Annotated in this window: 20 protein-coding genes; 15 read left to right on the top strand and 5 right to left on the bottom strand. The window is 73.6% G+C overall.

Annotated features, from left to right (window positions below; genetic code table 11):
• Positions 1-6 precede the first annotated feature (6 nt).
• The 5 genes from Asi03nite_RS14715 to Asi03nite_RS14695 are packed head-to-tail and all read left to right on the top strand — an operon-like array spanning position 7 to position 5,471.
• Positions 7-582, top strand: coding sequence for an NADPH-dependent FMN reductase (locus Asi03nite_RS14715; RefSeq protein WP_203680170.1), 576 nt, complete (start codon positions 7-9; stop codon positions 580-582).
• On the top strand, positions 579-1,865 hold the full coding sequence (locus Asi03nite_RS14710; RefSeq protein WP_203680168.1) for a TldD/PmbA family protein: 1,287 nt from the start codon (positions 579-581) through the stop codon (positions 1,863-1,865). Before Asi03nite_RS14715 ends, Asi03nite_RS14710 begins: the two co-directional genes overlap by 4 nt.
• Positions 1,862-3,163 carry a metallopeptidase TldD-related protein gene (locus Asi03nite_RS14705; protein WP_203680166.1) on the top strand — a complete coding sequence of 434 codons (1,302 nt, stop codon included), beginning with the start codon at positions 1,862-1,864 and terminating at the stop codon, positions 3,161-3,163. Before Asi03nite_RS14710 ends, Asi03nite_RS14705 begins: the two co-directional genes overlap by 4 nt.
• Positions 3,160-4,254 carry an NAD(P)/FAD-dependent oxidoreductase gene (locus Asi03nite_RS14700; protein WP_203680164.1) on the top strand — a complete coding sequence of 365 codons (1,095 nt, stop codon included), beginning with the start codon at positions 3,160-3,162 and terminating at the stop codon, positions 4,252-4,254. Before Asi03nite_RS14705 ends, Asi03nite_RS14700 begins: the two co-directional genes overlap by 4 nt.
• Positions 4,251-5,471 carry an MFS transporter gene (locus Asi03nite_RS14695; protein WP_203680163.1) on the top strand — a complete coding sequence of 407 codons (1,221 nt, stop codon included), beginning with the start codon at positions 4,251-4,253 and terminating at the stop codon, positions 5,469-5,471. Before Asi03nite_RS14700 ends, Asi03nite_RS14695 begins: the two co-directional genes overlap by 4 nt.
• 92 nt (positions 5,472-5,563) lie before the next feature.
• Here the strand turns inward: Asi03nite_RS14695 and Asi03nite_RS14690 are convergent, their stop codons facing one another.
• Together Asi03nite_RS14690 and Asi03nite_RS14685 are read right to left on the bottom strand one after the other, a co-directional pair.
• Complete coding sequence (locus Asi03nite_RS14690; protein WP_203680162.1) at positions 5,564-5,791, bottom strand: Clp protease N-terminal domain-containing protein; 228 nt, start codon at positions 5,789-5,791, stop codon at positions 5,564-5,566.
• A gap of 156 nt (positions 5,792-5,947) precedes the next feature.
• The gene (locus tag Asi03nite_RS14685) at positions 5,948-6,943 is read right to left on the bottom strand and encodes a DUF427 domain-containing protein (protein ID WP_239102689.1); all 996 of its coding nucleotides are present in this window, start codon (positions 6,941-6,943) and stop codon (positions 5,948-5,950) included.
• A 249-nt stretch (positions 6,944-7,192) separates the two neighbouring features.
• On the opposite strand from Asi03nite_RS14685, the gene Asi03nite_RS14680 reads away from it, so the two are divergent.
• From Asi03nite_RS14680 to Asi03nite_RS14660, 5 genes are all read left to right on the top strand, one after another.
• Positions 7,193-7,936: an SAM-dependent methyltransferase gene (locus Asi03nite_RS14680; RefSeq protein WP_203680161.1), complete on the top strand. Its 744-nt coding sequence runs from the start codon at positions 7,193-7,195 to the stop codon at positions 7,934-7,936.
• Positions 7,937-8,165: 229 nt separating this feature from the next.
• Positions 8,166-9,833, top strand: a complete 1,668-nt coding sequence (locus Asi03nite_RS14675) for a glycoside hydrolase family 99 protein (RefSeq protein ID WP_203680160.1) — start codon at positions 8,166-8,168, stop codon at positions 9,831-9,833.
• Positions 9,834-10,045: 212 nt separating this feature from the next.
• Positions 10,046-10,816 carry a hypothetical protein gene (locus tag Asi03nite_RS14670; protein ID WP_203680159.1) on the top strand — a complete coding sequence of 257 codons (771 nt, stop codon included), beginning with the start codon at positions 10,046-10,048 and terminating at the stop codon, positions 10,814-10,816.
• 20 nt (positions 10,817-10,836) lie between these two features.
• Positions 10,837-12,474 (top strand): copper amine oxidase, encoded by a 1,638-nt coding sequence (locus Asi03nite_RS14665; RefSeq protein WP_203680158.1) that lies wholly within the window; start codon positions 10,837-10,839, stop codon positions 12,472-12,474.
• On the top strand, positions 12,471-13,052 hold the full coding sequence (locus Asi03nite_RS14660) for a DUF305 domain-containing protein (protein WP_203680156.1): 582 nt from the start codon (positions 12,471-12,473) through the stop codon (positions 13,050-13,052). The genes Asi03nite_RS14665 and Asi03nite_RS14660 overlap by 4 nt, the downstream gene beginning before the upstream one ends.
• Here the strand turns inward: Asi03nite_RS14660 and Asi03nite_RS14655 are convergent.
• The gene (locus Asi03nite_RS14655) at positions 13,044-13,484 is read right to left on the bottom strand and encodes an Lrp/AsnC family transcriptional regulator (protein WP_203680154.1); all 441 of its coding nucleotides are present in this window, start codon (positions 13,482-13,484) and stop codon (positions 13,044-13,046) included. The genes Asi03nite_RS14660 and Asi03nite_RS14655 overlap by 9 nt on opposite strands.
• Before the next feature lie 131 nt (positions 13,485-13,615).
• On the opposite strand from Asi03nite_RS14655, the gene pdhA reads away from it, so the two are divergent.
• The 4 genes from pdhA to Asi03nite_RS14635 are packed head-to-tail and all read left to right on the top strand — an operon-like array spanning position 13,616 to position 17,749.
• On the top strand, positions 13,616-14,698 hold the full coding sequence (gene pdhA / locus Asi03nite_RS14650; RefSeq protein ID WP_203680153.1) for a pyruvate dehydrogenase (acetyl-transferring) E1 component subunit alpha: 1,083 nt from the start codon (positions 13,616-13,618) through the stop codon (positions 14,696-14,698).
• Positions 14,695-15,690: an alpha-ketoacid dehydrogenase subunit beta gene (locus Asi03nite_RS14645; RefSeq protein WP_203680152.1), complete on the top strand. Its 996-nt coding sequence runs from the start codon at positions 14,695-14,697 to the stop codon at positions 15,688-15,690. Before pdhA ends, Asi03nite_RS14645 begins: the two co-directional genes overlap by 4 nt.
• Positions 15,687-16,976, top strand: coding sequence for a dihydrolipoamide acetyltransferase family protein (locus Asi03nite_RS14640; RefSeq protein ID WP_203680151.1), 1,290 nt, complete (start codon positions 15,687-15,689; stop codon positions 16,974-16,976). The genes Asi03nite_RS14645 and Asi03nite_RS14640 overlap by 4 nt, the downstream gene beginning before the upstream one ends.
• Positions 16,973-17,749 carry a lipoyl protein ligase domain-containing protein gene (locus Asi03nite_RS14635; RefSeq protein WP_203680150.1) on the top strand — a complete coding sequence of 259 codons (777 nt, stop codon included), beginning with the start codon at positions 16,973-16,975 and terminating at the stop codon, positions 17,747-17,749. Before Asi03nite_RS14640 ends, Asi03nite_RS14635 begins: the two co-directional genes overlap by 4 nt.
• Before the next feature lie 115 nt (positions 17,750-17,864).
• Here the strand turns inward: Asi03nite_RS14635 and Asi03nite_RS14630 are convergent, their stop codons facing one another.
• Positions 17,865-18,338 carry a hypothetical protein gene (locus Asi03nite_RS14630; protein WP_203680148.1) on the bottom strand — a complete coding sequence of 158 codons (474 nt, stop codon included), beginning with the start codon at positions 18,336-18,338 and terminating at the stop codon, positions 17,865-17,867.
• A gap of 41 nt (positions 18,339-18,379) precedes the next feature.
• Positions 18,380-19,318: a hypothetical protein gene (locus tag Asi03nite_RS14625; protein WP_203680146.1), complete on the bottom strand. Its 939-nt coding sequence runs from the start codon at positions 19,316-19,318 to the stop codon at positions 18,380-18,382.
• Between the two features lie 245 nt (positions 19,319-19,563).
• Here Asi03nite_RS14625 and Asi03nite_RS14620 point away from each other — a divergent pair.
• Positions 19,564-19,781: Clp protease N-terminal domain-containing protein (locus Asi03nite_RS14620; protein WP_203680144.1), on the top strand; the 218-nt coding region annotated here is incomplete at its 3' end.

Raw genomic sequence — 19,781 nt, 5'->3', positions numbered from 1 at the left:
GCAGGCATGGGCGAGGAAGTGACGGTACTCGGTGTCGGCGGGAGCATGCGCGCGGATTCGTCAACCGAACTGCTGCTGCGGATGGCGCTGCGCGAGGCGCGGAACCAGGGCATGCGGGTGAAGCTGTTCCCGCTACGCGGCCACCCGCTGCCGCTGTTCGATCCGGGCATGCTGGCCGATCCGCCGCCGGCCGCGCGGCTGCTGCTGAAGGAGGTGCGCGCGGCGCAGGCGATCGTGTTCGCCAGCCCGGTTTACCACGGGACCGTCGGCGGCGCTTTCAAGAACACCATCGACTACCTGCAGGCGCTGGCCGACGACGACCCGCCATGGCTGTCCGGCAAGGCCGTCGGCCTGCTCGCGGTCGGCAGCATGGCCGGCGCGGCGCTGCAGGCGATCACCGCGATGGAGCACATCACCCGGGCGCTGCGCGCCGTGGCGATGCCGACGGTCGTGGCGGTGGACTCCAGCGAGGGCGCGGCGTGGGGCGACGGCGGCCAGGCGACGATCGCCGCGCGGCTGGAACGGATGTGCGGCGAACTGCGCCGGTACGCCTGCGCCGGGACGTTGGCGAGAACCACATGACCGAGCCGGCTGTGTACTTCGCCGAACGGCGCGAGGCGGTGCACGTCCTGCGTCGCGGCGATCGGACCACCGCCGAGGTGGGCCGGTACCTGGGGATGGGCCGCAGCACGCACCACGGCGGCGACGCCCGCTACGAATACGACCGGGGCGTCCGCGCCGACGCCGCCGAGCTGTCCGCGTCGGACCGGGAGCACCTGGCGGCGCTGCGGGGCCCGTGGCCGGCGGAGGTCGCCGCTCGCGACGTGCTGTCGGCCCTGGCCGCGGACCTCGCCGACCGCGCCCGGCCGATGGGCTGGTCGCTGCTGACCGTCAGCCTTCGCGTGTACGACCAGCGCATTGTCGCCGGCGTGCCCGGTGGCCTGCGGCCCGACCGCCGCCGGTTCTGCACCGCGAACCTGGAGGCGACCGTGGCGGCCGACGGCCGGCCGCTGCGCGTGCGGCGGGACTCGGCGATCGCCGACCCGGCGGGGCTTCCCGCACTCGCCGGCGGGCTGTTCGACCGGCTCCCCGGCGACCTGGCCGAGGCCGCCGCGCTGCCCGAGCGGACGCTGCCGGACGGGGTACGCCCGGTCGTGTTCGATCCCGGCGCGTGCGCGATCGTGTTCCACGAGTTGTGCGGACACCCGCTGGAGGCCGACGTGGTCGCGAGCCGACAGTCGTACCTCGCCCCGCTGCTCGGCAAGCCGGTCGCGCCCGGATGGCTGACCGTCCTGGACGATCCGTTGTCGGCCAACGCGAGCTTCGGGTACCGGGTGGACGACGAGGGCGTTGAGGCGAGCCCGGTCCCGCTGATCCGCGATGGCGCCGTCGGCGAGATCATGCACAGCCGGAGCACCGCCGCCGTCGCCGGTACCGTCGCCAACGGGCACGGGCGCCGGATGAGCTACCTGTACCCGGCGATTCCCCGGCAGGCGCACACGCGCGTGCTGCCCGGCCCGAACACGTCCGGCGAGGTGGCCGGGGCGCCTGGCGAGGCGGTGCGCGTCGGACGACTGCGGGTCCGGTACGTGCACCTCACCACCGGCGAGTTCGGCCTGCACGCCCCGCAGGCGCTGCTGCTGCGCGACGGCGTGCCGGTGGCCCGGCTGGGCGAGGTCCACCTGTTCGGTCGGGGACTCGACGCGCTGCGCGAGGTGGAGGCGGTCGCCGCCGATCCGGCGGCGTGGATCGGCGGCGGTGGCTGCGGGAAGCTCAACCAGGGCCCGCTGATCGTGGGCTTCGAGCAGCCGGCCGTACGCATCGGTGGGCTGCGTACCGTGTCGGCCGGGGAGGTTGCGGGATGACGGTGCCGTTTCCGTCGTGGGACGCGGTACGCCTGGCACGGGAGGCGGTCGCCGCCGCGGCGCCCGCCGCCGACGAGGTGGAGCTGTGGGTGCACGACACCGCGGAGCTGAGCTGTTCGCTGCTACCGGCGACCGGCGCGCTGACCACCGTGCACGGCGGCGGGTGGGGTTACGCCAGCCGCGTGTGGGCGGACGGGCGGTGCGGCTGGGCGGCCCGCGCGGTGGACGACCTGGACGACCTGTGCCGACTGATCGACCAGGCGCACTGGACCGCCCGCGATTACGGCGTACCGAAGCAGCCGCCCCCGGTGATCACGGTGGACACCGCCCGCCGGCAGCCGATCACCAGCCGACTGTTCGCGGACGTGGTGCAGTCCAGCGCCACCGGCCTGGCCGACAAGCTCACCGCGATCGGCGCCGCCGTACAGGCCGTCATCGTCAACCGGTACCAGACGATCGCCGGGTTGGTGACCCGCAGCGGCGCCGACGCGGCCGAGTACTACAGCGACGAGCGTCTGATGGCGCGCTGCGAAACGCCGTACGGCGCGGTCTCCGACGCCCAGTCGCGCATGGCGCTGCACGGGCGGATCGACGACGAGCCGCTGGTTGCCCGGGTGGCCGACGCGCTCGGCGCGCTGGCCGGGCCGGGTGTCGCGCCGCCGGGCGACCTACCGGTCGTGCTGCGCCCGGCGGTCGCCGCACCGCTCGCCGGTGCGCTCGCCTGGCTACTGTCCGGAACGACCGCGATCGCGTACGGCGGGATCGCCAAGGCGCTCGGCCGGCAGCTGTTCCCGCGCTGCCTGCGGGTCGACGACCCGGGCACCGAACAGGGTGAGCCGCTGCGTACGGTCGACGACGAGGGATACCGGGTACGCCCGGTCGAGCTGGTCGCCGACGGGCGCCCGGTTGCGCTGCTGCACTCGGTGGACAGCGCGCGGGCCATGGGCCACGAACCCAACGGCCGGGGTATCCGGTTCGGTCTGCCCGAGCAGCCGATAGGTCAAGCGATCCGGATGCGGATCGCCGGTGGGCGTGGCGTCATGCCGGCCGATCACCTGGAACTGTGCTGCCGGATCGACAACCTGAACACCATGCCGGTGGCCGGACGGCTGGAGCTGATCGTCGCCGGCTGGATCGTGCGCGGCGGCCGGCGGATACGGCGGGTCGCGCCGTTCGAGCTCAACGTCGACCTCCTCTCCGCGTTACGCCTGCTCATCGGCACCGGCGACGACGCGGTACGGCTGGTCACCGCCGCCGAGGTGACGCTGCCGTCGCTGGTGCTGCGGAGGCTGCCGTGAACGAGCGGGCCGACGTGGTGGTCGTGGGCGCCGGCGTGGTCGGGCTCAGCGCGGCATGCGAACTCGCTGCTCGCGGCGCTGGCGTCGTCGTGGTGGACGCGTCGCCGCGCGGCGGGGACGGCTCCCGCGCGGCGGCCGGTGTGGCCGTACCGTCGCTGCGCCTGCTGACCGATCCGGTGCTGGCCCGGTTCGTGGACGAGGCGGCGGCGCGGCTGCACGCCGACGTGGCCACCGCCGGGCCTCCGCTGCGGCTCGGCGAACGGGTCCTGCGCCCGGCGTGGACAGCGGGCGAGCGGGCCGAGTTGGAGCGGGCCGCCCAACGTGCGCCGGCCGCGTTGGGCCGGTGGCTGGAGCCGGACGAGCTGCGCGCGTGCGAGCCGGTCCTCGACGGCGCCGACGTGCTCGGCGGCTTCGCCGTCGACCGGGGGTACGTGGTGGACACCGACGCGTACCTGGACTCGCTGGCCCGGCGCTGCGCCGTGGCCGGCGCCGAGATCGTGCTCGGCTGCCCGGTGCTGGAGATCCGCGACGGCGCGCCAGCGACCGTACGGGCTGAGCGCCGCTCCTGGACGGCCGAGCAGGTCGTCGTCGCGGCCGGGCCGTGGTCGGGGCGGATCGGCGGGCTGCCGCCGCTGCCGGTGCGCCCGGTGCGCGGGCAGATAGTCGAGCTGGCCTGCGCCGGGATGCCGCTGCGCTCGGTGGTGTCCGGCCGGACGTACGTGTGCCCGGCGGCCGACGCCCGGATCGGCGTCGGCTCCACCGAGGAGGCCGCCGGCTTCGACGACCGGGTCACCGCCGCCGGCGTGGCGTTCCTGCTGGCGAAGGTGGTCAGCCGGTTTCCCCGGCTGCGCGACGCGACCTTCGCCGGTGCGCGGGCCGGGCTGCGCGCGGCCACGCCCGACGGCAGGCCGTCGATCGGCCGGTACCCGGGCACGTCGCGGGTGCTCGTCGGCACCGGGCACGGCGGGCAGGGCATCCTGACCGGCCCGTACACCGGTTGGGCGCTGGCCGAGCTGGTCGAGCGGCGCGCGGTCGACCTGCCGGCGGAGTTCGACCCGGGCCGTACGGCCCGGCCGGACGGGGCGCGATGACCGGAGTCGGGGAGCAGCCGAAGGCCCGCCTGTTGCGCGGCAACCGCGCGTTCGCCGCGCTGTGGCTGGCCCGGACGTCGTCGTACTTCGGCGACTTCGTCACGCTGACCGCGCTGGTGCTGTACCTGTACGACCGTGGCGCGTCCGGCACCGAGATGGGCGTGGCGCTGGCCGCGCGCGCACTGCCGCAGGCGTTCGGACCGCTCGCCGGCACCGTGGCCGACCGGTGGGAGCCGCGCCGCATCATGATCGCCTGCGATCTCGCGCGGGTGGTCAGCGTCGGGCTGATCGCGGTGCTGCTGCCGCCGGTCGAGGCGCTCATCGCGCTGATCGCGGTGACCAGCCTGCTGAGCACGATGTTCCTGCCGGCCGGCAAGAGCTGCGTACCGCTGCTGGTCGGCCGGGACCGGCTGGGCCGGGCCAACGCCCTGCTCGGGTTCTCGCACAACATCGCGCTGGCGACCGGCCCGGTGATCGGCGCGGCCCTGATGAACTGGGTCGGGCCGCGCGCCGCTTTCGGGTTCGACGCCGGCACCTACCTGGTGTCGGCGCTGCTGCTGCTGGCACTGCCCGGCCGGCTGCGGCGCGGTGCCCCGGCGGCGGGGCCGGGGTTGCTCGCGGATCTGGGCGCGGGGCTGCGCTACGTCGCGCGGCACCGGGTCGTTCGTGCGGTCGCGCTGGCGCTGTTCTTCTCGGTCCTGTTCGCGGCCATGGACAACGTGGCGTTGGTGTACCTGGTACGCGGCGACGAGGGCGGCAGCGCCGTGTCGCTGGGTGTGGCGACCGGCGTGTACGGCGTCGCGATGGTGGTCGCGCCGATGGCCATCGCGCTCAGCCGGCGCCGGTTCGACGGCGTCACGCTGCTGGTGACCGGCCTCACGCTGAGCGGCATCGGGCTGACCGCCGTCTCGTTCGCCGCGCCGCTGGTGCTGATCGTCGCGTGCTACGCGATCGCCGGGGCCGGCAACGGCTTCGAGAACGTCGGCTGCGACACCGTGATCGGCGAGAACGTCGAGGAGGACAAACTCGGGCGAGTGTTCGGCGCGGTGTACGGGCCGATCTTCCTCGCCGAGACCTTCGCGTCGCTGCTCTGCGGCGCGCTGCTGCAAGCGACGTCGAGCCGTACGGTGTTCCTGGTCGCCGGCGGCGGGCTGCTCGCCGTCACGCTGGCCGTCTACCTGTCGGCCCGGTCGGCCCGGAAGCATCCGGACATGTGATCTCATCCGTGCAACCTCTGGCCTCGGGCGTTCGGCGCGGCGGGCGGCCCAGCGCGGTTTCGTGTTCGACGGCGCGGATGTACCGGGTCAGGTCATCGCGGCGCGGCGAGTTCACGATCGAGGTCGGCGCGCAGCCGGCCGGTGTCGACGCCGATCGGCTCGAGCAGCAGCGACGCGGTCGAGCCGGTCTCCTCGATGGCGGCGGCAAGCAGGTGGGTGGTTCCGGTGTCGCGGTGTTCGTGGCGGCGGGCGAGGGCCGGCCGGCCAGGTCGCCGCGGGAGGTGGCGACGACGTCGCCGTGCAGACTGAAGATCTGCCACTGCAGCGTCCCGGACGCGCTCGAGTACAGGGCCGCGAGGCCGGACAGGCCGGTGATCGTGCGGGTGTACCCGTTGTTCTCGCCGATCCACATCGGGTTGTCGGTGTCGTCACCGTAGTGGTTGACGCTCGCCGTGGTGGTGGCGCCGACGCTGGTGTTAGCCCCGCACCGGATGTCCACGATCACGGTGTGGAGCGTGAGAGCCGTCCGGCCGCGTCTGTGCTGAGACGCCGAACTCCTCTTTCATGATCCTTGCGACCGGCGAATCGGGCCGATCCCGGGCGACGCCGTCGACGGTGACGTCGACGACCTCGTCGAAGAACGCGACCAGGCCGGCGAGCGGCGACGCCTCAGGCAGCGGGTCCGGGTAGGTCCAGGCCAGGTTCACCCCCACCGCGAACGACAGGTATGTGGCGCGGCCCTTGTACGGGCAGGCCGTCACCATGTCACTGGGCAGAACCTCCGCCTTGAGGTCCTCGCGCGGCAGGTAGAAGCGTGGGCACAGCTTCGTCTCGAACACCAGTGTCGGGGTGTGTGATTCGGCGAGCAGCACGCCATCCCGTTCGATGCGCACGTGCCGGCTGCTGCGCCGCGCGTCGACGCGGGAAAACGGGTCGCGCGGGTGCGCGAACAGGGGCTCGTCCTCCTCCGTCCAGTCGAACGCGTCGAAGTCGAACGCGACGTGACCGGCGAGGTCCGCGTCGCCCGGGCGAAAGGCGGCGCGCTCGCGGACGTCGTGCCCCACATGCACGTCGTACGGCTGCCCGGGCGTGGAGTGCACGGCGAACGGGATGCCGGGGTGCAGCACCGGTACGTCGCTGTCCGCGGCCGGCCCGACCGGTACGAGTTCGGCTCGGACATCCTTGTCCGGCACGGCGTACGTGGGCACGATGCGGCGCGGTTCCCACAGCAGCAGTGCGGCACGGCTGTCGACGACGAGCGGGCCTCCGAGCTTGGCGCGGACCCATTTGCCGGTCGACGCGTGCCGCAGCACGCCGGACAGCCTCATCATCTCGTCACCGACGTTCAGGCTCATGCCGGTAAGTCTTGCCGCTACATCCGGGCTCGGACGCCGTTCGTCGAATTTCGCGGCTTGCCGCAACCGCACATCGGCGTATCGCCGGGCGCCGTCATCGCCGGTGCGGCGCCGCACTCGGCGGCGGTGGCAAGGTTCTTCCCAGGTTATCAGGCGGTGAGCGCCGGTACTCCCATCCCATCAACGGTCCGGCGCGTCGTGCTCTACCTCTACGCCGCCTGCGGCGACCGCAGTGCTCCTGAGCCCGCGCCCGCCGGCCCGGCTCCGGGAGCGACGCGACCGCGTCCACGTCCGAGCGGACGCTGATCCACCGGTCCCGGAGCGGCCCCGCCGGGCCGGTCGGCGTGGACAGTGTTCAATGGCCGCGTGGATCGTCAACGGCTGAGCAGCATCGCGCACACGCACCACCCGATCGCGGCGCCGGTCTCCGGGGTGACCGTCAACCGGCTCCTGCGTCGGGCCGATCGCGGCCCGGCGGCCCGGATCCTCGACCTGGGTTGCGGCCAGGCGGCGTGGAGCTTGCAGGCCCTCGCGCACAGCCCGGACGGGCACGCCGACGGCGTCGACCTCAATCCGTACGCGCTGGAGCGCGCCGCGCACGCCGCCGAGGAGCGCGGCCTGGCCGACCGGATCACCCTGCACCAGCGGGACGCCCGTAGGTACGTCGCGGACGGCGACCACGACCTGGTGCTCTGCGTCGGGTCGACACACGCGTTCGGCGGCTTCGCCGACGCGCTGGAACTGGCCGGCCGGCACGTCAACCGGGACGGGGTGCTGCTGGTCGGCGAGGGGTTCTGGGAGACGCCCCCGACCGAGGCGGCGCTGTCCGCGCTGAGCACCACCCCGGACGAGTTCACCGACCTGGCCGGGCTGGCCGACGCCGCCGCGAAGGCTGGCTGGGCGCCGGTGTACGCGCACGTCAGCGAGCCCGCCGAGTGGGACGACTACGAGTGGTCGTGGACCGGGTCGCTCACCGGGTGGGCGCTGGACAACCCGGGGCACCCGGACGCCGCGCAGGTGCTCGACGCCGCGCGGGCGCACCGGGACCAATGGCTGCGCGGCTACCGCGGGGTGCTCGGCTTCGTCACCCTGGTCCTGCGCCGCGGGTAGGCGCCCGGCGGCCCGGCGTCAGCTCGGGTTCCGCTGACACCGAGGAGAAGCATCACCAGGGGTGCGACCTCGCGCGGCGCTGCCGAGTTCTTCCCGTCCGGCGTGAAAAACCGCTCCACGTGCCCGTCCTGACGGGATTCGGTTCCGGAAATTGCAAAGATTAGTCCAACTATTGCGGGGATGTGTCCGCCACTGTAACGATGGCCATCAATCGAGACAGGAGTCCCCCATGGCCGTCTCCCGGCGTACCCTGCTGTCCTCCACCGCCCTGGCGCCCGTTGCCGCCGCTCTGGCCGGCGCCGACCCGGCGACGGCCGCCTCCCCGCCCGGCGACGTCGTCGGCAAGATCAGCGTCGGGTATCAGGGCTGGTTCGCCTGCCCCGGCGACGGGGCGCCGATCGGCGGCTGGTGGCACTGGAGCCGGGACCGCTTCCAGCCGCCGTCGCCGGCCAACACCACCATCGTCTCCTGGCCGGACACCCGCGACTACGCGCGCACCTACCCGACGGCGTACCCGAACCTGGGCGACGGGCGGCCGGCCGCGCTCTTCTCCTCCTACGACCAGCAGACCGTGGACGTCCACTTCGACTGGATGCGGACCTACGGCATCGACACCGCGGCGCTGCAGCGCTTCAACCCCTTCGGCGACGAGGGGCCGACCCGCGACGCGATGGCGCGGAAGGTGCGCGCCGCTGCCGAGCGGACCGGCCGCAAGTTCTACATCATGTACGACGTCAGCGGCTGGGCGGCCATGCAGTCCGAGCTCAAGACCGACTGGACGGCCACGATGTCGGCGTACGCGTCGTCCGGCGCCTACGCCCGGCAGAACGGCAAGCCGGTCGTCTGCATCTGGGGTTTCGGCTTCAACGACGACAACCACGACTTCCCGCCGGCCGCCTGCCTCGACGTGATCAACTGGTTCCGGGCGCAGGGCTGCTACGTGATCGGCGGCGTGCCCACCTACTGGCGCGAGGGCCGCAACGACAGCCGCGCCGGGTTCCTCGACGTCTATCACGCCTTCCACATGATCTCGCCGTGGATGGTGGGCCGCGCCGGGGACCTGGCCGGGCTCGACTGGTTCTACACCAACGTGAACACCGCCGACCAGGCCGACTGCGACGCCCACGGCATCGATTACCAGCCGTGCGTGCTGCCCGGCGACCTGTCGGCCGGGCACCGCCGGCACGGCGACTTCTACTGGCGCAGCGTCTACAACATGGTCCGGCTCGGCGCGCAGGGCCTCTACGTGTCGATGTTCGACGAGTACAACGAGGGCAACCAGATCGCCAAGACCGCCGAGACGGCCGCGTCCGTGCCGGCGGGCGCCGGGATCCGTGCGCTCGACGAGGACGGCACGTTCTGCTCCGCCGACTACTACCTGCGGATCACCACGGACGCGGGGAGGATGCTCAAAGGGCAGATTCCGATCTCCGCCGTACGGCCGACTCCGCCGGCCACCGCGACCACGCCGCCACCGCAACCGGGAAGCGATCTCGCGGCCCGGAAGGCGACCGCCGCGAGCAGCGCCAACGGCCCGTATGTGGCGGCCGGCGCGGTCGACGGGAACACCGGCACCTACTGGGAGAGCGCCAATCACGTGTTCCCGCAGTGGCTGCAGGTGGATCTGGGCGCCGCGGCGCCGGCCGCCCGGGTGGTGCTCAGGCTGCCGCCGTCCTGGGAGGCCCGCACCCAGACGCTGACGGTGGCCGGCGGCACGGACGGCGCCACGTTCACCACGCTCGCGCCGTCCGCCGGGCGGCTGTTCGACCCGGCCTCGGGCAACACGGTGACCATCACGTTCCCGGCGCGGTCCGTGCGGTACGTCCGGGTCACCGTCACCGCGAACACCGGCTGGCCCGCGGGCCAGCTCGCCGCCCTGGAGGTCTACACCGGCTGACGCACGACGGGTGCATGCCGGCCGCGTGGCTGGTCGGGACGTGAACATCCGGCCGGGCGGCAGGCCTGGGCCGTGACCTCACACCTTCGTGACACCGGACCGCCGTCGACCGCACCCGAAGTGGTGAAATCGGTCGAAAAGCCAGCGCGTTGCGCGACCGGCTGCCTCCCGGCTCCGACACTTGATCAAAGCGAGTGTGAGGGGGAGTGCGCGTGCGACAGCGACGAAAGAACTCCGGATGGCGCGTCCCGGTGACCCTGGCGGTGTGCGCGGCGGGCGCCGCCCTCGGCGGCTACGTCCTGACCGGCCCCTCGCGGGTGCTGGCCGAGCCCGGCCCGGAGACGGCCGCCGGCCAGGCGGAGCGGATCGAGCGGGCCCTGTCGTCGACGCGCCCGCCGCTGCCCGCCGGCATGCCCACCGGCAAGCCCCGGATCGGCAAGCCCTTCGACGCCCTGACGCCCGGCGAGATCGGCCATGCCCGCTGGCTCGCCGACCGGCACCGCAAGAACCCGGGCAGGCGTGTGGACGGGTCGCCCGGCTACGAGTTCCTCTCCGCCGCGCCGGCCGACGAGCCGGGTGGCCGCAAGGTCGCCGTGACCTCCTACGACTACGCCGCCAACGTGCAGGTACGGCAGGTCGTCGACATCACCACGGGCGCCGTCACCGAGCACAGCGGCCACGGCGTGCAGGCCCCGCCGTCCGAGACCGAGAAGATCCACGCCCTCCGGCTGCTGATCGACTCGGACGCCGGGGCGCCGCTGCGCGAGATCCACCGCAGGTCGACCGGCCGGGAGCTGACCAGCCCGGCCCAGCTCGACGTCAACGCGGGAGCGCTGCTCAACCCGCCGGCGACCGGCGACGGCGCCGCGTGCGCGGTGGACCGGTGCGTCACGTTCCAGGGCCGCGTGCGCGACGGCGCCTGGCTGTACTTCGGCGACCTCGCCGTGGATCTGACCGCCAAGACGGTCCGGACTCTCGCGTGAGCAGGGGCAGGGTGCGCTCGATGAGACTGTTCGCCGCCGCGGTCGCGGTCGTGCTGCCGCTCGCCGTGCTGGGCCCGGTTGGCCGCGCCGCATCCGCCGAGGCGGCCTCGGCCTACTGCTCCGGCAACTCGTTCGTCAGGCAGAAGCTCACCGCCGGCACCCGGTGGCAGTTCTGCTGGCACGTCGACGACTACCGGGGCCTGGTCCTGGACAAGGTCGCCTTCCAGGGGCGCAAGGACGGCGCGCCGATCCAGGTGCTCAACTCGATCGCCCCGGTCCAGATGCAGGTGCCCTACGACGTCGGCACCGCCGAGTTCGAGGACCTGATCGGTTACGGCTTCGGCCGCAACGCCAGCGACATGACCGCCGCCGAATGCCCCGGCGGCCGGATCGTCACGGCGCACCGCGCGTACACCGACGCGGCGGGCGACTGGGTGGAGAAGAACCAGCCGGTGCTCTGCCTCCGGGAGGTGAGCAGCGGGCTGGCGTACCGCTCCACCTGGCGCACCGGCGCCGACCGGCCGCTGGTCACCGCGCAGGGCACGGTCCTGTCGCTGAGTTTCCTCTCGGCGGTCGGCAACTACGAGTACGAGACGAGCTACAAGTTCGCCGACGACGGCCGGATCGACGTCGCCCTCGGCGCCACCGGCGAGGTCACGCCGAGCATCTGGACCGACCGGATGGTGGGCCCGCAGGCGCGCAACTACGGCTGGCCGATCGGCAAGGGCAATCGCGACTACTCCGGATCCCACTACCACAGCGCCGTCTGGCGGGTGGACTTCGGCATCGGCGGGCGGCCGGACCAGAGGGTCGAGCAGAGCGACACCGCCTGGACCGGCGCGCGGGGCGGGCAGTCCGCGGTGCTGCGGACGGTGCGCCTGCCGATCGCGAGGGAGTCGCTGCGCACCATCGCCGACCGCCGGGAGTGGCGGGTCTACAGCCCGTCCAGCCGCAACGCCGACGGGCATCCGCGGGGTTACGACATCGTCTTCGGCCGCAACGAGACCTACCCGGCGCATCCGAGCCTGCGCAACGCGCTGGCGTTCACCACCGCCAAGCCGTGCGAGCAACTGCCGATGTACAACAACGACGTCGCCTGCGCCAACGAGACGGTGATGGACTACGCCGACGGCGAGAAGCTCACCCATCCGATCGCCTGGGTCAACGTCGGTTTCCACCACATCGTCCGCGACGAGGACCAGAGCCCGATGCCGGTGCACTCGCAGGGCTTCACCCTCTACCCGCACGACTTCTCCGCCCAGTCGCCGCTGACCCCGCCCAGCCGCGCGGGCCGCAACGGCTTCGTGCCGAACGAGGACCGGCAGGGGCGCGGCGTCACGTTCAGCCGGGGGTCGGCCACCACCCTGCGGCTCGCCGAGTCCTCGGTCGCGGCGAAGACCCGGGCGTCGGTCACGGTGACGGTGCGGCCGGCGGATCCCGACCAGATCGCGGCGGGCCTGCTGACCGTACGGGACGGCGACCGCACCCTGGCGGTCACCGACATCAGCAAGTCCGACCGCGGCACCAAGGTGATCCGGCTGCCCGCCCTGCCGCCCGGCAAACACGTGCTGACCGTCGCCTACGGCGGCTCGGCGCGCGTGGGCACCAGCACCTCGGCGGCGGCGGTGCTGACCGTCGTGCCCGGCGGCAACCCGTGAGGGCGGCGTTCCGGGCGGTCGCCGGCGTCGTCGCGATGGTCGTCCTGACGGCCTGCGACGTACCGGCGGCCCGCCCGGCGCCGGCGCCCGGCGCCGCGGCCCCCGCGCCGGTCGCGCCGTCGGCGCAGGAGACGGCCTACGTCGCCGGGATGGCCGAGCACCACCGGCAGGCACTGCGTCTGGTGGCGATCCTGCGCGGCCGGCCGGGGGTGCCGGAGCGGATCGGGAACCTGGCCGAGCACCTCGCCGCGGTGCAGGCGGCCGAGGCCGCCGACATGAGCGGATTCCTGGACGCGTGGGCGGCGGAGCCGATGGCCGGGGAGCACGCGCACCACCACGCGCAGCTGTCCGGCGTGCTGCCCGAGGAGCGGGTCCGGGCCCTGGGCGGGGTCTCCGGCGCGGCCGCCGGCCGGCTGTTCCTGCAGCTCATGATCGCCCATCACGAGGGCGCGGTGGAGATGTCCGAAGGGGTGCTCCCGGCGGCCCGCAACCCCTGGGTGATCAGCCTCGCCCGGCACGTCGTCGCCGAGCAGCGGGTGGAGACCGGCGCGATGCGGCGGATCCTAGCCCTAAGGTGAGTCGAACTCCTCGAAGACGAGCAGCGTCCGGGTGTTCACCACACCCGGCATGCCCTGGATCTCGTCCAGCACCAGCCGCCGCAGGTCGGTGTTGTCCTTGGCGCGGACCAGCAGGATCACGTCGAACTCCCCGCCGACCAGGGCGATGTGCACGACACCCGGCAGCGCCCGCAGCCGCTCGCCGACCACCCGCCACTCCTCCTGGTGCAGGTTCACCGTGACGTAGGCGGACGTGCCCATGCCGGCGGCGACGTGGTCGACGTCCGCCCGGAACCCCTTGATCACGTTGGTCTCGCGCAGCCGTTGCACCCGGGCGTACGCGTTGGCGCGGGAGATGTGCAACGTCTCGGAGAGCGCTCGGATCGACATGCGCCCGTCGCGGGTGAGCTCGCCGAGGATCCGGCGGTCGATGTCGTCCAGCTCACTGGCCACCTGTCTGCCTCCGCGGCTTTTGACGTTCGCTAGGTTGGACGTCTGGCCCCGTGGCGACGTACGCCAGACGCATTTTTCTCGATCTGTCTCAGATTATGGAACAAGTGTGTGCCAGGGCACAGCATTACCGCATGACGCCTGACCTCCGTCGGCTGTTGCCGTCCGATAGCCCCGTCACCCTCATCGATCCGGATGGACATGCGACCGGCGACGTCCCGGACGACGCGACCCTGCTCCGGTCGCTCGGCGCGCTGATCACCGCCCGCCGGCTCAACGATCAGGCATACGCGCTGGTCCGGCAGGGCCGGCTGGCCGTCTACCCGTCCTCCCACGGCCAGGAGGCCTGCCAGGTCGCGGCCGCCCAGGTGCTGCGGCCGCAGGACTGGCTGTTTCCGACCTACCGCGACACGGTCGCCGCCACCGTCAAGGGCGTCGATCCGGTCGAGGCGCTCAGCCTGCTCAAGGGCGACTGGCACTGCGGCTACGACCCCTACGAGCACCACGTCGCCCCGCACACCACGCCGCTGGCCACCCAGCTGCCGCACGCGGTCGGCGTGGCGCACGCGGCCCGGCTGCGCGGCGAGCCGGCCGTGGTGATGGCGATGTGCGGCGACGGCGGCACCAGCGAGGGCGACTTCCACGAGGCGCTCAACTTCGCAGCGGTCTTCCACGCGCCGGTGGTCTTCTTCGTGCAGAACAACGAGTACGCGATCAGCGTCCCGCTGTCCCGCCAGACCGCCGCGCCGTCGCTGGCGCACAAGGGCGTCGGCTACGGCGTCCCCGGCGAGCGGGTCGACGGCAACGACATGGCCGCGCTGCTCACCGTGCTGGGCGCGGCCGTCGAACGGGCCCGCGCGGGACAGGGGCCGCAGCTGGTAGAGGCGCACACCTACCGGATGCAGGCGCACACCAACGCCGACGACGCGACCCGGTACCGCGACGACGCGGAGGTGGCGGCCTGGGTGGGCCGCGACCCGATCACCCGGCTGCGCGCCTACCTGACCGGCCGCGGGGCGCTGACCGCCGAGGCCGACGCGGAGTTCGCGGCCGCCGCCGAGCGGGCCGCCGCGCACCTGCGCGACGGCCTCAACCAGGACGTCGAGCCCAACCCCGAGGACCTTTTCGCGTACGTCTACTCGACCCCCACCACCCAGCTGCGGGAGCAGGCGGCGCTGGTGGCGGACGAGCTGAGCCGGGAGGTGGCACAGGCATGACCACGGTGGCGCATCACAAGCTGTCCCTGGCACAGGCGCTCAACCGGGCGCTGCGCGACGCCATGGCCGAGGACCCCACGGTGGTGATGTTCGGTGAGGACGTCGGCGCGCTCGGCGGCGTCTTCCGGATCACCGACGGGCTCACCGCCGAGTTCGGCGAGGACCGCTGTTTCGACACCCCGCTGGCCGAGTCCGGCATCGTCGGCATGGCTGTCGGCATGGCGATGAACGGCATGCGGCCGGTCGTGGAGATGCAGTTCGACGCGTTCGCGTACCCGGCGTTCGAGCAGATCGTCAGCCACGTCGCGAAGATGCGCAACCGCACCCGCGGGCGCGTCGCGCTGCCGATGGTGATCCGGGTGCCGTACGCCGGCGGCATCGGCGGGGTCGAGCATCACTGCGACTCCTCGGAGGCCTACTACGCGCACACGCCAGGCCTGCAGGTGGTCGCGCCGGCCACCCCGGCCGACGGCTACGCGCTGCTGCGCGCCGCGATCGCGGACCCGGACCCGGTGATCTTCCTGGAGCCCAAGAAGCTCTACTGGAGCAAGGAGGAGATCGAGTTCCCGGTGCGGGCGCCGGGCATCGGCACGGCCGTGGTCCGCCGCGCCGGCACCGACGCGACCCTGATCGCGTACGGGCCGACCGTGCCGGTGGCGCTCGAGGCCGCCGAGGTGGCCGCCCAGGAGGGGCGCAGCCTGCAGGTCGTCGACCTGCGCTCGATCGTGCCGTTCGACGACGAGACGGTGTGCGCCGCGGTCCGCTCGACCGGCCGCGCCGTGGTGGTCGCCGAGTCGTCCGGGTTCGCCGGGGTGTCCGCGGAGATCGTCGCGCGGGTCACCGAGCGCTGCTTCGCCGCCCTGGCCGCGCCGATCCGCCGGGTGACCGGTTTCGACATCCCGTACCCGCCGCCGAAGCTGGAGCACTTCCAGCTGCCCGGGGTGGACCGGGTGCTCGACGCCGTCGACGACCTGCAGTGGGAGGAATCATGACGACGCGGACCTTCGCGCTGCCCGACCTCGGCGAGGGCCTGACCGAGGCGGAGATCGTCCAGTGGCTGGTGGCCGAGGGCGACGTGGTCGAGGTGGACCAGGCCGTCGCCGAGGTGGAGACGGCCAAGTCGGTGGTGGAGGTGCCGTCGCCGTACGCCGGCCGGGTCGCCACCCTGCACGCGCCGGCCGGCAGCACGCTCGCCGTCGGGGAACCGCTGATCAGCGTGGTGGCGGTGGCGGTGGAGGCGGACACGTACCGGGAGGAGGAGCAGGCCGGCTCGGGCAACGTGCTGATCGGCTACGGCACCGCCGCGGCGTCCGCCTCGGGCCGCAAGCGGCGGCCGCGCCGTCCGATCACGATCCCGGCCTCGCGCACCCGCCCGCCGCAGGTGGTCTCGCCCCTGGTGCGCCAGCTTGCCAAGATCAAAAACGTCGACTTGAGTACGGTCGAGGCCACCGGCCGGGGCGGCGTGATCACCCGGGGGGACGTGGAGCGCGCGGTCGCCGCGAGCACGCCCGCCACCGCGGCCACCGGTCCGGCAACGGCCGCCACCGCCGCCACCGCCGCCACGCCGGCTGCTCCGGCAACGCCGGCCGGCTCGCCCGCGGGAGAACGGCGCGTACCCCTCAACGGTTTCCGCAAGGCCGCGACCGCCGCGCTCAGCCGCAGCCGCAGCGAGATCCCCGAGGCGACGGTCTGGGTCGACGTGGACGCGACGAGGCTGTGGCAGGTCCGGGAGAGCAACCCCGGCGGCCCCGGGCTGCTCGCCTACATCGCGCGGTTCACGGTGGCGGCGCTGCGGGCGTTCCCGGTGCTCAACGCGCGCTTCGACGCCGAACGGCAGGAGATCGTCGAGTACGAGCGGATCAACCTGGGCATCGCCGTACAGGGAAATCGGGGTCTGCTCGTCCCGGCCGTGCGGAACGCGGAGACGATGACCACCACGCAACTGGGCGACGAGATCCGCCGACTCACCGCGGCCGCCCGGGAGGGCCGGGTCAGCCCGGAGGAGCTGTCCGCGGGCACGTTCACGCTGAACAACTACGGCGCCTTCGGCGTCGACGGCAGCGCCGCGATCATCAACCATCCGCAGGTGGCGATCCTGGGTTTCGGCCGGATCATCGACCGGCCCTGGGTGGTCGACGGGCAGCTCTGCGTTCGTAAGATCACGCAGATGAGCTTCGTGTTCGATCACCGCGTCTGCGACGGGGGCACGGCGGCCGGCTTCATGCGCGACGTCGCCGACGCGATCGAGGACCCGGCCTCGGCGATCGCCCACCTGTGATCCTGCTCGCGGAGCCCCCGGAGTCCGGCCCGTCCTCCGGGGACGCCCCGGACGGCGGACACGACCCGCTCGCCGGCGCGGGCGGATCCGCCGCCGGCGGCCCGGCGTTGGACGTGGCGCTCGGGCCGCTGCTGCTGCGGCACGGTCTCGGCGACGCCGTGGACATCCTGCGGGTCCACTCACCCGGGCCGACCGCCGCGTTCAGCCGCCGGGACACGTTGCGCCCCGGCTACACGCGGGCCGCCGAGGTGGTCCGGCAGGCCGGTTTCGTCCCGGTGGTCCGGCCGCAGGGCGGCAGCCTCGCGGTGTACGACCAGGGCAGCGTGGTGATCGACCACGTGCACCGCTCGGGCCCGGCGGCGCCCGATCCGGCTGCCCGGTTCGCCGGGTTCGCCACCATGCACGCCGCGATGCTCGCCCGCCTGGGCGTCGACGCGCGGATCGGCCCGGTCCCCGGCGAGTACTGCCCCGGCGAGTACAGCATCAACGCGGCCGGCGCCAAGCTGGCCGGATCCGCCCAGCGGGTGACCCGGGACGGCTGGCTGTTCAGCACGGTCCTCCAGGTCAGCGGTGCGGCCCGGCTGCGTCCGGTGCTGACCTCGGCGTACGCCGAACTCGGCTACCCCTTCGACCCGGCGACCGCCGGCGCGATCGAGGACTCCGTTCCCGCGGTGACCACGGCCGCCGTCCGGGCCGCGGTGCTGGCGGCCTACGGCGTCACCGGGCCCGCGGTCCGCCTGCCGCGGGCGGTCCTGGAACTGCTCCGCTCCTGACTCCGGCGCCGGCGGCCGACGGCGACGCGCCCGTCCCGTCGGTCCACCGGCGCGGCCGGTGCGGATCAGCTCCACCGGCGCCGGCGACAGCTGGCGCAGTGTCGCGGACCCGCGCTCATGCCGGTGACGCGGGGTCGCTGCGGACCAGCGGCACCAGCAGCTCCAGCACCCGGTCCAGCTGCGGCCGGGCGCCGGAGCAGTCGTCCGAGGTGAGCGTCCAGGACGGCGTGCTCAACGCGTACCGGAAGCCGTCGGCGCAGATCGCGGTGGTCGCCGCCGGCGTCGTCGCGCGGGCCAGGCCGGGCTCGGCGAGCACCTGTCGCAGCGCGGCGATCCGGTCCGCGTCCAGGGCCAGCGGGCGTCCGGTGACGCCCCGGTGGGTCACGGTCGCCGTGCCGTCGGGCTCGATGTGCAGGTGGTCGTCGAAGCCGGCGAAGCCGCCGGTGCGGGAGAAGTCCAGTGGGAGGACCGCCGCCGGTGCCGGGCTCCCGGTCCGCGGTGTGGCGCCGGTCGTGCCGGCGGCGCCCTGGCCGGCGCAGCCGGCGAGGCCGGAGGAGAGGACGAGGGCCGGCACGAGGGTTCGTCTCATGCCGCTTGGACGTACCCGCTGGAGTTCTGGTTCCGCCGGGCTCAGCCCGGGATCAGGTCCGGCTCGGCGGCGGGCGTGGCGTGCAGGCCGGTGGCCGGCACGGTGCGGGGGCCGGCCTCGGTGTCCAGGTGCACCCGGTAGCCGGTGGGCGGGCCGGTCTGTCCCCACTCGGCGCCGACCACGGTGCCGTCCACGCCGCCCGGTTCCGCTCCGCTCAGCCGGACCTGGGTGCCCGACGGGCCGGCGCCGCCCGGTTCCGCTCCGCTCAGCCGGACCTGGGCGCCCGGCGGGAGAGCGCCGAACGGCTCGGCGAGCAGGGCGTCCAGAATGTGCCGGACGCCGTCCAGCGATCCGCTCAGGCTGGTCGAGCGCAACTCCCGGCCCAGGGTGATCGCCGCGTCGCGGACCCGGCGATCGGCATCGGTCTCGCCCGCGGTGAGCGCGGCCTCGATCCGGGCCCAGAGCCGCCACCGGTCGTGGTCGAGCAGCCGTCGCGCCGCCCGGTCGAGGCCGGCGCAGGCGATGTCGACGGCGGCCTCCTCACCCAGCTCGGCCGCCCAAGCCAGCTCGTCGCGCGGCGGCGGCAGCGCGGGTGACTCGTGCGCGAGCACCGCGTACAACATGGCGATCGTGGTCTCGCGGCCCTCGCCCGCGTAGAGCGGGCCGGCAGGCACGGCCCGCAGCGGCGGGAATCGCCGGACCAGATGCTCGGCCCGGCCCAGCGGCAGGTCGGCGGCCAGCCGGGTGTCGTGCACCCGGGCGTGGAAGGAACGGTTCGCCCGGGCCTCGAGCATCCAGGCCCGGTGGTCGTCGCCGCTGGTCGGGGAACCGGCGCTGCGGTGCCGGGCCGGCGCCGGGGCCTGCGCGGCCAGCAGGCGCGCGGCCACCGAATACGCCACCCCGAGCTCGGCGGCGAGGGCCCGGATCGCCCGTTTGCGGGCACGGTCGGGCACAGCACGTCGGTCGCGAGTTGTGGTCATCGGCGTCCTCCCCGGCCCAGTTTAGGCCCCTTGCCGCCACACCTGCGGGACAGAGCGGCGGCCGTCGCCGTTGTATGGTGGGGGAGCAGCGCGCCTGCACGAGCGTTGCGCGGCTCCCCACGCGGGTCGCGCGCCAACGCCAAGAGGCTCCGACTCAGCGCACGCGACACCTGTCCATCTCCGCACGTCAGCGTGCGTCTCCTTGGGCGGGGTGCGTGGGACTTCGCCGCGAGGACGTGAGTGTCGTGTTCGAGCGTTTCACCGACCGGGCCCGCCGGGTCGTCGTCCTGGCCCAGGAAGAGGCCCGGATGCTCAACCACAACTACATCGGGACGGAACATGTCCTGCTCGGCCTGATCCACGAGGGTGAGGGCGTCGCCGCCAAGGCCCTGGAGAGCCTGGGCGTGTCGCTGCCGGCGGTCCGGCAGCAGGTCGAGGAGATCATCGGCCAGGGTCAGCAGGT

Source organism: Actinoplanes siamensis, from assembly GCF_016862395.1.
GTDB lineage: Bacteria > Actinomycetota > Actinomycetes > Mycobacteriales > Micromonosporaceae > Actinoplanes > Actinoplanes siamensis.
The sequence above is the reverse complement of the archived record's forward strand: the minus strand, read 5'-3'. Positions and strand labels throughout refer to the sequence as shown.

What these genes read in the sequence shown, in the direction of transcription:
- Asi03nite_RS14625 (WP_203680146.1), bottom strand. Translation starts at nt 19,318, where the DNA reads ATGACCACAACTCGCGACCGACGTGCTGTGCCCGACCGTGCCCGCAAA.
- Asi03nite_RS14695 (WP_203680163.1), top strand. Translation starts at nt 4,251, where the DNA reads ATGACCGGAGTCGGGGAGCAGCCGAAGGCCCGCCTGTTGCGCGGCAAC.
- Asi03nite_RS14630 (WP_203680148.1), bottom strand. Translation starts at nt 18,338, where the DNA reads ATGAGACGAACCCTCGTGCCGGCCCTCGTCCTCTCCTCCGGCCTCGCC.
- Asi03nite_RS14665 (WP_203680158.1), top strand. Translation starts at nt 10,837, where the DNA reads ATGAGACTGTTCGCCGCCGCGGTCGCGGTCGTGCTGCCGCTCGCCGTG.
- Asi03nite_RS14705 (WP_203680166.1), top strand. Translation starts at nt 1,862, where the DNA reads ATGACGGTGCCGTTTCCGTCGTGGGACGCGGTACGCCTGGCACGGGAG.
- Asi03nite_RS14645 (WP_203680152.1), top strand. Translation starts at nt 14,695, where the DNA reads ATGACCACGGTGGCGCATCACAAGCTGTCCCTGGCACAGGCGCTCAAC.
- Asi03nite_RS14710 (WP_203680168.1), top strand. Translation starts at nt 579, where the DNA reads ATGACCGAGCCGGCTGTGTACTTCGCCGAACGGCGCGAGGCGGTGCAC.
- pdhA (WP_203680153.1), top strand. Translation starts at nt 13,616, where the DNA reads ATGACGCCTGACCTCCGTCGGCTGTTGCCGTCCGATAGCCCCGTCACC.
- Asi03nite_RS14640 (WP_203680151.1), top strand. Translation starts at nt 15,687, where the DNA reads ATGACGACGCGGACCTTCGCGCTGCCCGACCTCGGCGAGGGCCTGACC.
- Asi03nite_RS14715 (WP_203680170.1), top strand. Translation starts at nt 7, where the DNA reads ATGGGCGAGGAAGTGACGGTACTCGGTGTCGGCGGGAGCATGCGCGCG.
- Asi03nite_RS14675 (WP_203680160.1), top strand. Translation starts at nt 8,166, where the DNA reads ATGGCCGTCTCCCGGCGTACCCTGCTGTCCTCCACCGCCCTGGCGCCC.